This is a genomic window from Paraburkholderia acidisoli, assembly GCF_009789675.1.
Lineage (GTDB): Bacteria > Pseudomonadota > Gammaproteobacteria > Burkholderiales > Burkholderiaceae > Paraburkholderia > Paraburkholderia acidisoli.
This window is the reverse complement of sequence record NZ_CP046913.1, coordinates 2258080-2272574: the sequence shown is the minus strand read 5'-3', so window position 1 is coordinate 2272574 and position 14495 is coordinate 2258080. Positions and strand designations below refer to the sequence as shown.

Sequence of the window (14495 nt, the reverse complement as noted above, 5' to 3'; positions counted from 1 at the left end):
CGTTATTCGGCGAGCGGCGCGCATCGGGTAACATGCGTTTTTAGATAGCCATTTGTAAGGAAAAGCCTCTATGCATCAGGGAATCGGCTTCATTCAGGATCTGGCAGTCGTGATGGCGATCGCGGGCATCGTCACCGTGCTGTTTCATCGCCTGAAGCAGCCGGTCGTGCTCGGCTATATCGCGGCGGGCGTGATCATCGGACCGTACACGCCGCCGTTCCAGCTCATCCACGACGAGCAGACCATTCAGACGATGGGCGAACTCGGCGTGGTGTTCCTGATGTTTTCGCTCGGCCTCGAATTCAGCCTGCGCAAGCTGTTCCAGGTGGGCGCGACCGCGATCGTCGCGGCGCTCTCGGAGATCGTGCTGATGCTGTGGCTCGGCTACGAGATCGGCCAGGCGTTCGGCTGGGCCGCGATGGATTCGCTGTTCCTCGGCGCGATCCTCGCCATTTCGTCGACGACCATCATCGTGAAGGCGCTCGCCGACCTGGGCGTGAAGCGCGAGCCGTTCGCGCAACTCGTGTTCGGCATTCTGATCGTCGAGGACATTCTCGGCATCGCCATGCTCGTGCTGCTCGGCGGCATCGCGCAAACCGGCGAGCTGTCGCCCGCCATCGCGTTCGTCACGCTCGGCAAACTGCTGCTGTTCATGGTGGTGTCGCTCGTGGTCGGCATTCTGGTCGTGCCGCGCGTGCTCGCCTACGTGGCGCGCTCCGGCAGCGACGAGATGCTGCTGGTTTCCGTGCTGGGCTTTTGCTTCGGCTTCTGCCTGCTGGTCGTGAAGCTCGATTATTCGATCGCGCTCGGCGCATTCCTGATCGGCGCGATCATGGCCGAGTCGCGCCATCTGCATCGCATCGAGCATCTGGTCGCGCCGCTGCGCGACGCGTTTTCGGCGATCTTCTTCGTGACGATCGGGCTGATGCTCAACCCGCTCGTGCTGGTCGACTACGCCTGGCCGATCGCGGTCATTTCGGTGGCCGTGGTGCTGGGCAAGCTGGTGTCGTGCGGGCTCGGCACCTTTCTCGCGGGCCGCGACGGCCGCACGGCGATGCGCGTGGGCATGACCGTGTCGCAGATCGGCGAGTTCTCGTTCATCATCGCCTCGCTCGGCCTCACGCTGAAGGTGACGAGCGGCTTTCTCTACCCGATCGCCGTGACCGTCTCGGCGATCACCACGCTCACCACGCCTTACCTCATCCGCATTGCCGATCCGCTCTCGCAGCGCCTCGCGCGCGCGATGCCGCCTTCGGTCGCCAACGTGTTCGGCATGTACAGCCAGTGGCTGCGCGCGCTGATGCCGCGTTCGGACGGCGGCCCCACGCTGTTCTCGCTCACGAAGCGCATCGTCGTGCAGATCGCGGTGAATCTCGCGCTGGTCTCGGCGATCTTTATCGGCGTGTCCTATGGCGCGCGCTATGCGGCGCCGTTCATCGCGCAATGGGTGGCGGACGAGCGCATCCAGCGCGTCGTGCTGTGGAGCGCGGCGCTCGTGCTCGCCATGCCGTTCCTCGTGGCCGTGTGGCGCAAGACGCAGTCGCTCGCGCTGCTGCTCGCCGAAGTGAGCGTGCAGCCGGAGAAGGCGGGGCGCTTCACGCGCGCGACGCGCCGTGCGATCGCCGAACTCGTGCCGGTGATCTCGATGATCGGCGTGTTCGTGCTGGTGGCCGCGCTCTCGGGCACGATCCTTCCGCCCACGGGCTTCCTGATCGGCGTGCTGGTGTGCGCCGCGCTGCTCACGATGCTGTTGTGGCGCTGGTGCGTGAAGATCCACGCGTCGATGCAGATCGCGTTGCGCGAGACGTTCGACGAGCGGCCGGACGCTTGAGGCGGCGCCAGACCGCGTTGCGCGGGCGGTCAGCTTTGTATCGGGATGTGAGCAATTGTGCGCGGCGGTGGCAGGCAGGTGTCGCAGGGTGGATAATCGGGACGTGTCCATTCGTTCGCGCACCGCGCGCCTGACCCAAACGTCATGAGCGATAACAAGACCGAACATCCCGATCATCCCGAAGGTTCCAACGGCCAGGCGGGCAACGCCAACCGTCCCGCCGATACGGCTGCCACGCCTTCGTCTCCTTCTTCTTCGCACGATTCTTCGCCCGCCGGTTCGTCCTCCACGGCTTCAACCGGCTCCGCGGCTGCCTCGACTTCCTCCGCTGCGCCCGCTCAGCCCGGTGCCGCTACGCCTGCCAGCGAGGCGGCGCAGCGCGCTTCGACCGATTCGCCCGCGAGCGCTTCGACCGTGACGCCAGGCGAGGGCGCGGCCGCCGGTTCGGCGGGCGCGTCTCAGGCGCCGCGCGAGCCTGGCGTGCAGCAGGGCGCGCCTTCGGCAGCAAACCCGGCAGCAAACCCGGCCGCGTCCGCGCCGCGCGCAGCGCCTTCGGCGGCGCCGAATATCCCGATCGAGACCACTGCCGATGCGGGCCAGCGCGCGCCCGCGCCCACGGCGCAGCCCGCGCCGCCCGGCACGGACGAGGCCGACAGCACCGCTGCCGTGGAAACGGCGGAAGCCGCGGCCGCGCGACCGGGCGCGGCACCCGCCGGTTTCGGCCAGGCGCCTGACTTCACGGCGCAGAATCCGCCGCCGCCCGGTTCGATTCCCACCGAGCCGCCGCGCTACCTGCGCCCGAGCGATTCGGCGTGGTCGGTGTTCGGCCGTATCGTCGCGGCGCGCGCGCGCCAACTGTTCGACCGCGCGGGACAACGCATCACGCAACGCACGCTGCGCATTGGCGTGTCGGCGCGCATCTTCCACCCGGAGCCGGGCGCGCAAGGTCTGCGCGGCAAGACGCTGCAATACCTCGAAGAGTCGATTGCGCACTGGGTGATGTCGCGCGACGTCATCGTGTTCATGATCCCGACGGTCGGCCACCAGGGCATGCTGCACCCGAGCAACATCCGCCTGCGCGACTACGCCAAGCATCTGGACGGCCTGTTGCTGCAAGGCGGCGCCGACGTCTCGCCGCAAACTTACGCGGAAGTCTCGCCGCGCCCCGAATGGCCGGGCGACCGCGTGCGCGACATGTACGAACTCGAGTTGCTGCACGAGTTCGTCGAGTCGGGTAAGCCGGTGCTGGGCGTATGCCGCGGCTGCCAGCTCATCAACGTGGCGTTCGGCGGCACGCTGTATCAGGACATTGCCAGCGACGTGCCGACGGCCGGCGTGCACGTGAGCGAGCACTACGACCAGCATCGCCATTCGATCAGCTTCCCGGAAGGCTCCACATTCGCCAGCATGTTCCCCGGCCAGCGTCAGGCGATCGTCAACTCGATTCACCATCAGGCCGTGAGGAGCCTCGGCCGCGACCTGACCGTGGAAGCCGTTTCGGCCGGCGATGGTCTGATCGAAGCGGTGCGATACCGCCGCGCGCCGTTCGTGGTGGGTGTGCAGTGGCACCCGGAGTTTCATCGCGCGGGCGGCCCCGAACTGCTCGACTGTACGCCGCTGCTCGACACGTTTTTGCGCTCGGCGCGCGAGACGCGTTTCTGACTGGCTTCCCTTCATCGACGATAAAGGCTGGGTAACGCGGCGCAAGTCGCGTGATCGAAGAAAAAACCGCGTGCAGTCCGGGCGCGGTTTTTTCTTTTGCCGATGCCGGGATGGTGCGGGATGCCGGGTTCGCGGCGGGCCCGATGGCGAGTCGCGGTGCGCTGGCGTAAGCGACATCGTCGGCGCCCATCGACCTGTCTCCCGCGTGCTGCGCATCGTCGCGCGCACGGCGCTTCCTACGCCCGACTTCTGCGTTTCTCCGTCCGACTGCCGACGTTCCCACATAGGAATAATCCGATTCCTGGTTATCCAAAATAAAAGCCCATTTTTGAGATTTTCACGCGGCGATAATCAAGGGTTACTGGAAATCCGGAATGGAACAGGCAGGTATGAAGCAATCAAACCCGTTGCGTCGCGCCGTGCTGAGCGCCGCGGTTCTCGTGCTCGTGCAGGGCAGCGTCGCGTGGGCAGGCATGCCGGTCGAGGCGGCGCAAGACCGCGCGCCGGTAGCGGGCAGCCGTCCGTCGCTCGGCAGTCTCACGCCGCAGCCGGCCAGCGCGGTGCCGTCGGCCCCGAGTCCCGGCGAGCAGGCGCAATCCAGCGCACAAGGCGACGTGGCCACGCTCATGCAGCTCATCCACGACGCACAACTCGTGGAACTGCGCACGACCTATAACGCGAGCTACGGCGCGAGCCTGTTTTTCTATCCGCCCGAAATGACGTATTACGTCGTGCTGTTTCAGGACAAGCACTTCTGGCGCGTGATTCGTTCGCAGGACGAAACACGCGCCGAGGCGATTTATGCCGACTTCGCGCGGCAAACGGCGCAACTCGCCGACGTCGAGATTCGCCGCACGCAGCTCGAAGCGCAGAAGGCGTTCATCGAGCGCGTGATCGCCGTGTCCGAAGACCGCGCGCGGCGCCTGCAGGCCGACCTCGCCATTGCGCGTACGCAGCAGGCGCGTGTCGACGACTATCAACGTCAGGTACAAGGCGACGCCCAGGCGCTCAACATGCAGAAGGCGCAAGCGCAGGCGCAACTGCGCGATCTCGAGCGTCAGGTGGACGTGTTGCAGCGTGCGACCGAGGCGGGCTTGCCGGGAACGCGCCGCTAGGCCACGGCCTCGCGCAGGTGAAATTCGTCGGGTTCTAATCGATGTAAGCGCCGTCCGGTCACGGGCGGCGCTTTTTTTGCCGTGTTCTGTTGATGCCGTGATCGCGCAGTGGGAAAAGAAAAAGCCCGGACCGTGCCGGGCTTTTTCTTTTGCGCGCTCGCTTATGGTTTTTGCGCGTTACTTCGCGAAGCGATCCGGAACTTCCGTCACGCGACGCTGCGAAACGTGATTGACCCAATCGGTGTTGTCTGCCGCAACGGGGGCGACGGTCGCGCGATTTACCGCAGGCGAGGCCGTATGCGTGTTCGCATAGGTGACGAGCGACGCGTACTCGTCGGCGGGATTCACGTTGGTCTGGCGCGGCGAGTAAGGCTGCGCCGCCGAATACGTACCACGCGAACGCTGCGTGGTTACCGGCGCGGTGTCGCGATACGGCGCGAACGCGCGCGCGTCGTGCACGGCGCCGCGTGTGCCGGCATGACGTGCCGACACTTTGCTCTGGGTTGCGCGACGTTCTTGCGCGGGTTTGAGCATACGTTCGCCGCGGCTCTCGCTGCGCGTGATCAACGTGGCGGGCACAGCGGTCTTGGCCGGGGTGCGCACGCTGAAGTCGGGTTGCGCGCGCGCGGGCGCGGCGGCGACCTTGGCAACGGGAGCGACGGCGACGGGTGAGGTCGTGGCCGTGGGCGCCGCGTTGAGCGCTGCCGTTTCGCCGATGGCCGGCGCTGCCGGGTTTGCCGGAACCGCAATCGTGGCAACGGCCACCGGTGTGGCCGGCGTCGCGTGCGAATTCGGCGTGATGGCGATCGTATGGGTGGCGACCGGCGCAGCGACTCGTGCCGAGGCCGTTGCCGGGCCCGCGGCGGGAGGCGCGGACGCCGCCACTTGCGCGGTTCCGGGCGCGACCTCCGTCCCCGCCGGCGACGCCGCGACGCCCGCCGTTACCGTATTGTCTTCACCCGGTGCAGTGCGCTCGCGCGAAGCAACCGGCGTGGCGGCTTGCGGCTCGCCGGCCGGGCGGGCGATTGCCTGTTCGTGCTGGGCGCGTGCATCGGCGAGGCGATGCGCGGAATCGTTCTGGGCGTTCGGCGCGGCGGCATGGTCGACCGGCGCGGTGTTGTGCGGCGCGTGGCTGGCAATGATCCACGCGAGCATGGCCGCGCCGCCGATGGCGACCGCGCCGCCCGTGAGTTTGTGCCGATCGGCAGGTGGCGTGCGTGCCGGCATTGCGCCGCGCCCCTTGGCGGCAGAAGCGGACGTTTGTGTCGTGGAGCGGGAATCCTGCCCGACCGGCGCCGAGACGGGAATACGCGCAACCGGTTCGGCCGCAGCCGCGGCGGGTGCCGGACTGCGCAAGTGATCCCACCGGTAAATCGAGCGGAAGGTTTCCGCGCTCAGGCACACCGTGCGCATGATGGCGGCGTACAGGGCGCGCAACTCGGTGCGCAGGCTGAAATGAGGAACGGTGAGCGCCCATTCCCGGCCGAACGACGCGGGCAGACGGGCGAGCGGCCGGATGTGCGGCAACGCTAAAACACCTTCGACCTGAACGAATGGAATGGTGGACATCGATCTCTCTCAGACCCGGTGTGACGACTGCGCCGGGCGGCAATGGCATGGATGCCACGCGTGGACGGTCGCCTGCGGTACGCCGCAAGGAAAAGAATGGGGTGCCGGAGATAATCGCTGCCGCGCGAACGGCTTTCTATCAGAAATGTCCGAAAAGACCGGTGAGTTTGATCGTCAGACAGGGTTCGTGCGCCGCGCTCCCGCCGCGCCAAACCGCGTCATACCGCGTCATACCGCGTCATACCGCGTCGAGCCGGTAGACGTAGCGCAGCGCCGTAATATCGACGCCGCCCATGCGGTCCGGCTCCGAGCCCGAGTAGGTCCAGCCCTGGCGCTCGTAGAACGCGATCGCGGGCGTATTGCCGTCGAGCACGTAGAGATAGAGCTGCGCTTCGCCTTGCGCGCGCGCCCAGTCCTGCGCCGCCTGCATGAGACGCTTGCCGACGCCCATGCCCTGATGGCCCGGCAGCGCGTGCAGATTGTCGAGCAGCACGCCCCATGGCGAGCCGGGCTGGCGCTCGACGCAGACGAAACCCACCGGCGTACCGTCGTCGAGTTGGGCGATCAGCACGAGCCGGCGCTCGCCGCCCGGCGCTTCCATGCGCGCGCGCCAGTACGCCGCGCGCTCGGCGCCGACTTCACGCTCGAGATAGTCCGCCGGCAGCAGCGACCGGTAGGTCGCCTGCCAGCTCGCGGCGTGCATGGCGGCGAGCAGCGGGGCGTCGGCGGGAGCGGCGGGGCGCAGCGAGAGAGCGTGATTCATGCGGATGGCGTCAAGCAAACGGCGTGATGGTTCGGCGAGGTTCGATAACCGGGACGACGATGAAAACCCGCTCGCTTTACTCGCGCGCGAGGGGCGTTCCATTGTGCACGATCCTTTCGCGGCGGCGAGCGCGGCTGCCATCGGCGTTATCATAAAGAAAGCAAATAGAAAGATTTATAGAATAAAAATGAAAGAATGTGGGTATAGCGGCGCATTTTAAGCGCGTGCTGTAAGGTATTACCCGGATATCTGACCATGCGTGCGCGCCGGATAATGAGCGCCCGCCCGGGCGCGCGCGCCAGCGGGCGTCCGCGTTCGGCGGGTGTTTGTTTCTCACTGTCCGCGCGGCCGGTTCAAACCTGATTTGAGCGCGGCAGCCGCGAACGGTCTCTTCAGAGAGTGTCATGTCTACCGCGTCCCACGCATCCCCCAGCGAATCGAAATTCCGGACCGTTTTCCGCGTCACCAGCGGCAACTTCCTGGAAATGTACGATTTCATGGTCTACGGCTATTACGCTTCGGCGATCGCCCGGACCTATTTCCCGAGCAATAACGCGTTCGCTTCGCTGATGCTGTCGCTCTCCGTGTTCGGCGCCGGCTTCCTCGTGCGACCGCTCGGCGCCATCATCCTCGGCGCGTACATCGACCATCACGGCCGCCGCAAAGGCCTGATCCTCACGCTCGGCCTCATGGCGCTCGGCACGCTCACCGTGGCCGTCGTGCCGGGGTACGCGACCATCGGCTTCCTCGCGCCCGCCATCGTGCTGCTCGGCCGCCTGCTGCAAGGCTTCTCCGCCGGCGTGGAGCTGGGCGGCGTCTCGGTGTATCTGTCCGAAATCGCGACCAAGGGCAACAAGGGCTTCTACGTTTCGTGGCAGTCGGGCAGCCAGCAGGTGGCCGTGGTGTTCGCGGCGCTGCTCGGCGTGCTGCTGCATCGCCTCCTGCCGCTCGAGGAAATGACGGCCTGGGGCTGGCGCGTGCCGTTCATCATCGGCTGTCTGATCGTGCCGTTCCTGTTCCTGATTCGCCGCTCGCTGCAGGAAACCGAGGAATTCGCGAACAAGAAGCATCGTCCGTCGATCAGCGAAATCATGGCGTCGATGGTGCAGAACTGGGGCGTCGTGATCGCCGGCATGGGCATGGTCATCATGACCACGGTCTCGTTCTACATGATCACGGCCTACACGCCGACTTTCGGCAAGGAAGTGCTCAAGCTCGGCGAACTCGACACGCTCGTCGTCACCGTTTGTATCGGTCTGTCGAATCTGTTCTGGCTGCCGGTTTCGGGCGCGATCTCGGATCGCATCGGCCGTCGTCCGGTGCTGATTGTCTTCACGGTGCTCACGATCCTCACGGCCTATCCGGCGGTGCAGTGGCTCGTGGCCGAGCCGTCGTTCGGGCGTCTGTTGATCGTGGAACTGTGGCTCTCGTTCCTGTACGGCTGCTACAACGGCGCGATGGTCGTGGCGCTCACCGAAGTCATGCCTGCCGACGTGCGCACGGCGGGCTTCTCGCTGGCCTACAGTCTCGCGACCACGATCGGCGGCTTCACGCCCGCGATCTCGACCTACCTCATCCACATGAGCGGCAACAAGGCCGCGCCGGGTGCGTGGATGGGCGTGGCGGGCGTGTGCGGGCTGATCGCGACACTCGTGCTCTATCGCACGGCCGAAGCGCGCAATCAGTACAAGACGGCTTGATGTAATCGTTCAGGCCGGGCGTTTCGCCGCGAGGCGGGACGCCGATAAAGGGCGCCCGGATTACCGGGCGCCCTTTTATCGGCGAAATCAAGGAACGAGGCTCAGGCCTCGCGCAATTCGCGCGCGACCGTGGCGACCACGTCGTCCCACGCATGTGGATGCGGCTGGCGCACGAGCCGCGCGCGCGGGTACCACGGGCTGTCGCTCGTGTGCGCGAACCAGCGCCAGTCGGCGGCGAACGGCAGCATGAGCCAGAGCTTCGCGCCCAGCGCGCCCGCGAGGTGACCGATGGAGGTGTCGATGGACACCACGCCGTCCAGACGTTCGATCACGGCGGCCGTATCGGCGAAATCTTCGAGCTTCGCGCCCAGCCGGTGAATCGAGCGCGAGCGCGGGTGGGCGTCGAGCGCGGCGTGTTCCGCGTCGCTCAGGGCGGGTTGCAGCACGATCCAGTCGATGCCTTCGAGCGCGAACAGCGGTTCGAGCGCGGCGAGCGGTATCGAACGATTCTCGTGCTTCTGCTGGCGGCCCGACCACGCGAGGCCGATCTTGCGACGCGCCTGGCCGCCGAGCGAGCCGCGCCATTTACGGCGATAAGCGGCGCTCGCCTCGAGATACGGCGTGCGCGCGGGCAGATCGTTCGCCTGCGTGCCGAGCGCGAGCGGCAGCGACAGCAGCGGGCAATGCAGGTCGGCGACAGGACGCGGCAGCGCGCCCTGCGCGACCAGCGTGACGCGCCACGCCTCGGCCGCCGGGGCGATCAGCGGAATCAGCGCGGCCTGCACTTCCAGCACGATGCGCGAGTTGGCGTTGCCCTCGCGCGCCGCCGCGACGAGCGGCACGAAGCGCACGAACTGGAGCGTGTCGCCGAAACCTTGCTCGGCCTGGATCAGCAGCGTGCGGCCGTTGAGCGCCTCGCCGTGCCAGCGCGGCGGCTGGCGGCTCGGGTTCGCGGCGGACACGGCACCCGGCGCATAGCCCGCGCCGCTCGGCGCGTTGGCGTGCGCGAACTCGCGCGCGGCCGGGTCGAGCCGCCATTCGTATTCGGGCAGCCCGCGCCGGAAGTCGCCGAGCGTGAGCCACGTGAGCGCGCGGTTCAAATGCGCGGCGGCGAGGTCGGGGCGCACGCGCAGCGCTTCGTCGAAGGCGCGCAGCGCGGCCGCATGGCGGCCGAGCGCGTGATGCGCCGTGCCGAGCGCAAGCCACGCGAGCGCGAATTTCGGGTCGGCGCCGATCGCGCGTTCATAGGGCGCGATGGCTTCGTCGTGACGGCCGAGCGCGGCGAGCGCGTTGCCGAGGCCGAACAGCGCCGGCACGAAGCGTGGCTGCAGCGCGAGCGCGGCTTCGAAACCGTGCACGGCGTTGCCGTGATAGCCGGTCGCGTCGAGCGTGTTCGCGAGATTGAAGTGCGCGGCGACGAAGCGCGGCTCGAGACGCAGCGCCTTCTGGAACTGCTCGACGGCGCCCGCGCTGTCGCCGAGCGCGTTGAGCGACATGCCGAGGTTGTTGTGCGCGCCCGCGTGGCCGGGGCGGATCTTGAGCGCGCGGCGGAACGCTTCGGCGGCTTCGGCATGGCGGCCGAGCGCGTGCAGGGCGTTGCCGAGGTTGTTGTGCGACGAGGCGTCGCCGGGTTGCAGGCGCACGGCGTGGCCGAACGCGTACATGGCGTCTTCGTGGCGGCCGATGGTCGCGTAGGCGTTGCCGAGGTTGTAGTGCGCGAGCGCGAAGGCGGGCGAGAGCGTGAGCGCGTTGCGAAAACGCTCGATCGCGCCCTCGAGCTGGCCGAGCGCCTTGAGCGTGTTGCCGAGGTTCAGCTGGAGCGCGGCGTCGTCGGGGCGCAGCGCGACGGCGCGGCGCACGAGGTCCGCGGCTTCCGCGTGCTGGCCTTGCTGATGGCGCAGCACGCCGAGCAGATGCAGCGCATCGACGTGCACGGGGTCGACGTCGAGCGTCGCGCGATAGCCGCGCTCGGCGTCGTCGAGCCGGCCGTCGCGATGTGCGGCGTACGCGCGGACAAATACGGGTTCCATGACTGATGAAGCAATACGATCGAAACGCAAACCCGGCATTTTCCCACACTCGGGCAACTGCTCCGCACGCTTGACGGGTTTTCCTTACGTTACTAACATATGAATACCTATTCATATGTCGATGATTCTCATGACCGACGCCGCCGCGCCGCTTTCCGCCGACGACGAGCGCATCATGCCGCTCGCCGACCTGTTCCGCCTGCTGGGCGACGCCACGCGGCTGCGCATCGTGCTCGCGTGCGTGCAGCAGCGGCGCGCGGTGGGCGCGATTGCGGAAGCGCTCGGCTTGTCGCCGTCGCTCGTGAGCCATCATCTGCGGCTATTGCGCGCGGCGCGCATCGTGCGCGCGGAACGCATGGGCAAGCAGGTGTTCTACGTCGCCGCCGACGCGCATATCAGCGCCATGCTCGGCGGCATGCTCGAGCACGTGGCCGAACCGGCCACGCATTGGCAGGAGAGCGCATGACGAGCCTCAAACCAGGCTTTAACCCGAGCTCCGGCCGTACACCGGCCGAGGGTTCCGATCACGCCGATCACGCCGATCACGCCGATCACGCCGATCACGCCGATCACGCCGATCGGCCGCATCAAGCCGAACAACGCGACGACGAGCACGCGCCCGTGTGGCTGGACGACGACGCGGCGCACGCGCACGACGATCACGCGGGTCATGCCGGTCATGCGCACGATCACGCTCGCGACGAACACCGCGCGCACGACAAACACGACCACCCCGACCACGACCACGCGCGCGGCGGCCATCATCATCACCATCACGGCGCGCCTGCCGCGGGCCACGGCCGCGCGTTCGCCATCGCCGTGGCGCTGAACGTGGTGATCGTGATCGTGCAGGCGATCTACGGCGTGCTCGCGCAATCGACCGCACTTCTCGCCGACGCCGGCCACAATCTCTCCGACGTGCTCGGCCTGCTGCTCGCGTGGGGCGCGGCCTGGCTCGCGACGAAGCGGCCTTCGGCGCGCTTCACGTTTGGCCTGGGCAGTTCGTCGATCCTCGCGTCGCTCGCCAATGCCGCGCTGCTGCTGGTCGCGTGCGGCGCGATCCTCGCCGAAGCGCTCGGGCGCCTGCTGCATCCGGCGAGCGTGGCGGGCTTCGACGTGTTCGTGGTCGCGCTCGTCGGCATGCTGGTCAACGGCTTTTCGGCGTGGCTCTTCATGCGCGGGCAGAAGGAAGACCTCAACGTGCGCGGCGCGTTTCTGCACATGGCGGCCGACGCGGGCGTGTCGGCGGCCGTGGCCGTGAGCGGCCTCGTGATACTCGCGACGGGCGCGAGCTGGGTCGATCCTGTCATGTCGATCGCGGTCGTGCTCGTGATCCTCTACGGCACGTGGGGCTTGCTGCGCGAATCGGTGCGGCTCGCGCTGGCGGCCGTGCCGGAGAACGTCGATATCGTCGAAGTGCGCGCGTTTTTGTCGCGTCAGGAAGGCGTGGTGGACGTGCACGACCTGCACGTGTGGGCGCTGTCGACCACGGGCTGCGCGCTCACCGCGCATCTGGTGATGCCGGCCGGCCATCCCGGCGACGCCGCGCTCGACGCCATGGTCGCGTCGCTCGGCACGCGCTTCGGCATGCGTCACGTCACGTTGCAGGTCGATCTCGGCACCACCGTGCATCGCTGCGCGCTGGAGACGCCGGTCGCCGCGAATCCCGCGCCGCATGGGCATTGAAGCGAGCGTGAAGCAAGCACGAAGCGCCGAGGCACCGACACGTTCTCTATCCGGCATCAAAACCGTTAACACGTCAAACCGTTAGTCAGCGCGCAGAAAGCCAGCGGTTTTGATGCGCTGCCGCGCGACCGTCACCGGCGCGGGCGATACACTTATGGGACGTATCGAGCGCTGGAGGTATGCATGACCGTGGCTTCTTCCCTCGCGCCCGTGCTCGTCGTGGGCGCGGGACCGACCGGCCTCGCCGCCGCAATGAGTCTCGCGCGCGCCCAGGTTCCCGTGCGTATCATCGACCGCGCGCCCGAACCGGCGCGGCATTCGCGCGCGATCGGCGTGCAGGCGCGCACGCTCGAACTGTTCGAGCAGCACCGCTGCGTCGAGCCGTTTCTCGATCTCGGGCATCGCGCGCACGTCGCGAATCTCTATTCCAACGGTCAGCGCCGTGCGCGGCTCGATTTCGATCCGCTCCTCACGCGCTATCCCTATCTGATCTTCATCGATCAAACCGTCACCGAACGTATCCTGACCGAGCATCTCGCCACGCTCGGCGTGGAGATCGAGCGCGGCGTGGAGCTGCTGGAATTCACGCAAGGCTCGGCGGGCGTGAACGCGGATCTGCGCTACGCCAATGGCCGTCACGAAGTGCTGCGCTGCGCGTATCTGATCGCCGCCGACGGCGCGCACAGCACGGTGCGGCATCGGCTCGGCATGCAGTTCGAGGGCGAGACCATGGCGCAGTCGTTTCTGCTCGCCGACCTCGCACTGACCACGCCGTGGCCCGAAGACGAATTCCATGTCTTCGCGTCGGGCGACGGGCTCGCCGCGCTATTTCCGTTCGGCCGGGGCCGTTTTCGCCTGATCGCCGATCACAAGGCGATGCTGCCCGCCGCGCCCGAAGGCACGATTCCGGTGCCCACGCTCGACGAGTGCCGCGCGATCGTCCAGCAGCGCGTGCATCATCCGGTTTCGGTCTCGGACATGACATGGGGCTCGTACTTCGGCATCAACAGCCGCATGGTGAAGCAGTTGCGCGAGCAGCGGACCTTCTTCGTCGGCGACGCGGCGCACGTGCATAGCCCGGCGGGCGCGCAGGGCATGAACACGGGCATTCAGGAAGCGTTCAACCTGGGGTGGAAACTCGCGCGCGTGCATGCGCTCGGCGCGCCCGAACGCCTGCTCGACACCTATCACGCCGAGCGTTACCCGATCGAGCGTCTCGTGCTGCAACAAACGAGCTTCATGACACAGCTCGTGGAAGCCGATCACGGCCCGCTCAAGCTGTTGCGCGAACGCGTGATGCCGGCGCTCGTCGCGCTCGGGCCGTTGCGCGACGCCGCGCGCCAGGCCGTGAGCGAACTGTCGATCCAGTATCGCCGCAGCCCGCTCACGCTCGATCGCACGCTCGACGGCGGCCCGCGCGCGGGCGAACGCGCGCCCGATGCGCTCGTGCATGTCGTCGACGGACCGCTCGGGCCGTCGCCCGGCAAAGGCCGCATCTTCGATCTGCACGATCCCGCGTGCTTTTCGCTGTTCGTGCTGGTGGACGAAGACACGCCGGCCGAGCAGCGCGCGATGCTGGAACGCTTCGTGGAAGCGGTCGAGCGCCTCTTTCCGCAAGCGTTGCGCGTATGGCGTATTGCCGGCTTGCCGCCGGGCGAAACGCCGCGGGCGGGCGAGGGCGGTCCGTCGCTCGACGAGTCGTACGGGCGCACGCGTCCCGCGTTCTATCTCGTGCGGCCCGACGGCTACATCTGCACGCGCGGGCGCCCCGCGTCGGATCTCAACGCGCTGTTGCGCCACTGCGAGACGTGGTTCGCGCCAACGCGTTACACCGCCTCGGCGCCCGCCGCGCCAATCGATCCCGACGCGTAATCCGGCGCGTCGCCGCTCCCGGTACGCTCAGGCCGCGGCCGGCATGAGCGTGTCGCGGTACTTCGTGAGCGCGGCCAGCACGATGTCCGTGAAGCCCGCGTCCTTGCCTTCGCCGTCGAACGCCGCGAGCAGCGCGCGGCGCATGCGCGGCTCCCAGAACTTGCGGATATGTTCGGCGATGCCCGTGAGCGCTTCCTCGCGGTCGGGCAGCGAGTCGAAGAACATGCCGATCTGGTTCGCCATCTCGATCAGGTGATCGGCTTTCAT

Annotated in this window: 11 protein-coding genes; 7 read left to right on the top strand and 4 right to left on the bottom strand. The window is 67.5% G+C overall.

Translation table 11 applies throughout. From position 1 onward, the window contains the following. The first annotated feature begins 70 nt into the window (after positions 1 to 70). From FAZ98_RS09935 to FAZ98_RS09925, 3 genes are all read left to right on the top strand, one after another. On the top strand, positions 71 to 1831 hold the full coding sequence (locus FAZ98_RS09935) for a cation:proton antiporter (protein ID WP_158951056.1): 1761 nt from the start codon (positions 71 to 73) through the stop codon (positions 1829 to 1831). A 144-nt stretch (positions 1832 to 1975) separates the two neighbouring features. Next, positions 1976 to 3493 (top strand): gamma-glutamyl-gamma-aminobutyrate hydrolase family protein, encoded by a 1518-nt coding sequence (locus tag FAZ98_RS09930; RefSeq protein ID WP_158951055.1) that lies wholly within the window; start codon positions 1976 to 1978, stop codon positions 3491 to 3493. 389 nt (positions 3494 to 3882) lie between these two features. After that, positions 3883 to 4608 (top strand): DUF2968 domain-containing protein, encoded by a 726-nt coding sequence (locus FAZ98_RS09925; RefSeq protein ID WP_158951054.1) that lies wholly within the window; start codon positions 3883 to 3885, stop codon positions 4606 to 4608. Between the two features lie 177 nt (positions 4609 to 4785). Here the strand turns inward: FAZ98_RS09925 and FAZ98_RS09920 are convergent, their stop codons facing one another. Both FAZ98_RS09920 and FAZ98_RS09915 read right to left on the bottom strand, forming a co-directional pair. Next, the gene (locus FAZ98_RS09920; RefSeq protein ID WP_158951053.1) at positions 4786 to 6177 is read right to left on the bottom strand and encodes a hypothetical protein; all 1392 of its coding nucleotides are present in this window, start codon (positions 6175 to 6177) and stop codon (positions 4786 to 4788) included. Between the two features lie 238 nt (positions 6178 to 6415). Next, positions 6416 to 6940 carry a GNAT family N-acetyltransferase gene (locus FAZ98_RS09915; protein ID WP_199272257.1) on the bottom strand — a complete coding sequence of 175 codons (525 nt, stop codon included), beginning with the start codon at positions 6938 to 6940 and terminating at the stop codon, positions 6416 to 6418. A gap of 404 nt (positions 6941 to 7344) precedes the next feature. Here FAZ98_RS09915 and tcuC point away from each other — a divergent pair, with 404 nt between their 5' ends. After that, positions 7345 to 8640 (top strand): MFS transporter, encoded by a 1296-nt coding sequence (tcuC, locus tag FAZ98_RS09910; protein WP_158951052.1) that lies wholly within the window; start codon positions 7345 to 7347, stop codon positions 8638 to 8640. Positions 8641 to 8741: 101 nt separating this feature from the next. On the opposite strand, the gene FAZ98_RS09905 is transcribed toward tcuC, so the two are convergent. Further along, positions 8742 to 10670, bottom strand: coding sequence for a tetratricopeptide repeat protein (locus FAZ98_RS09905; RefSeq protein ID WP_158951051.1), 1929 nt, complete (start codon positions 10668 to 10670; stop codon positions 8742 to 8744). A gap of 121 nt (positions 10671 to 10791) precedes the next feature. On the opposite strand from FAZ98_RS09905, the gene FAZ98_RS09900 reads away from it, so the two are divergent. The 3 genes from FAZ98_RS09900 to FAZ98_RS09890 all read left to right on the top strand — a co-directional run bounded on the left by FAZ98_RS09900 (position 10792) and on the right by FAZ98_RS09890 (position 14228). After that, the gene (locus FAZ98_RS09900; RefSeq protein ID WP_158951940.1) at positions 10792 to 11136 is read left to right on the top strand and encodes an ArsR/SmtB family transcription factor; all 345 of its coding nucleotides are present in this window, start codon (positions 10792 to 10794) and stop codon (positions 11134 to 11136) included. Next, positions 11133 to 12356: a cation diffusion facilitator family transporter gene (locus FAZ98_RS09895; protein WP_158951050.1), complete on the top strand. Its 1224-nt coding sequence runs from the start codon at positions 11133 to 11135 to the stop codon at positions 12354 to 12356. The genes FAZ98_RS09900 and FAZ98_RS09895 overlap by 4 nt, the downstream gene beginning before the upstream one ends. 183 nt (positions 12357 to 12539) lie before the next feature. Next, complete coding sequence (locus FAZ98_RS09890) at positions 12540 to 14228, top strand: FAD-dependent monooxygenase (protein WP_158951049.1); 1689 nt, start codon at positions 12540 to 12542, stop codon at positions 14226 to 14228. Positions 14229 to 14255: 27 nt separating this feature from the next. On the opposite strand, the gene FAZ98_RS09885 is transcribed toward FAZ98_RS09890, so the two are convergent. Beyond that, on the bottom strand, positions 14256 to 14495 hold the full coding sequence (locus tag FAZ98_RS09885) for a formate dehydrogenase subunit delta (RefSeq protein ID WP_158951048.1): 240 nt from the start codon (positions 14493 to 14495) through the stop codon (positions 14256 to 14258).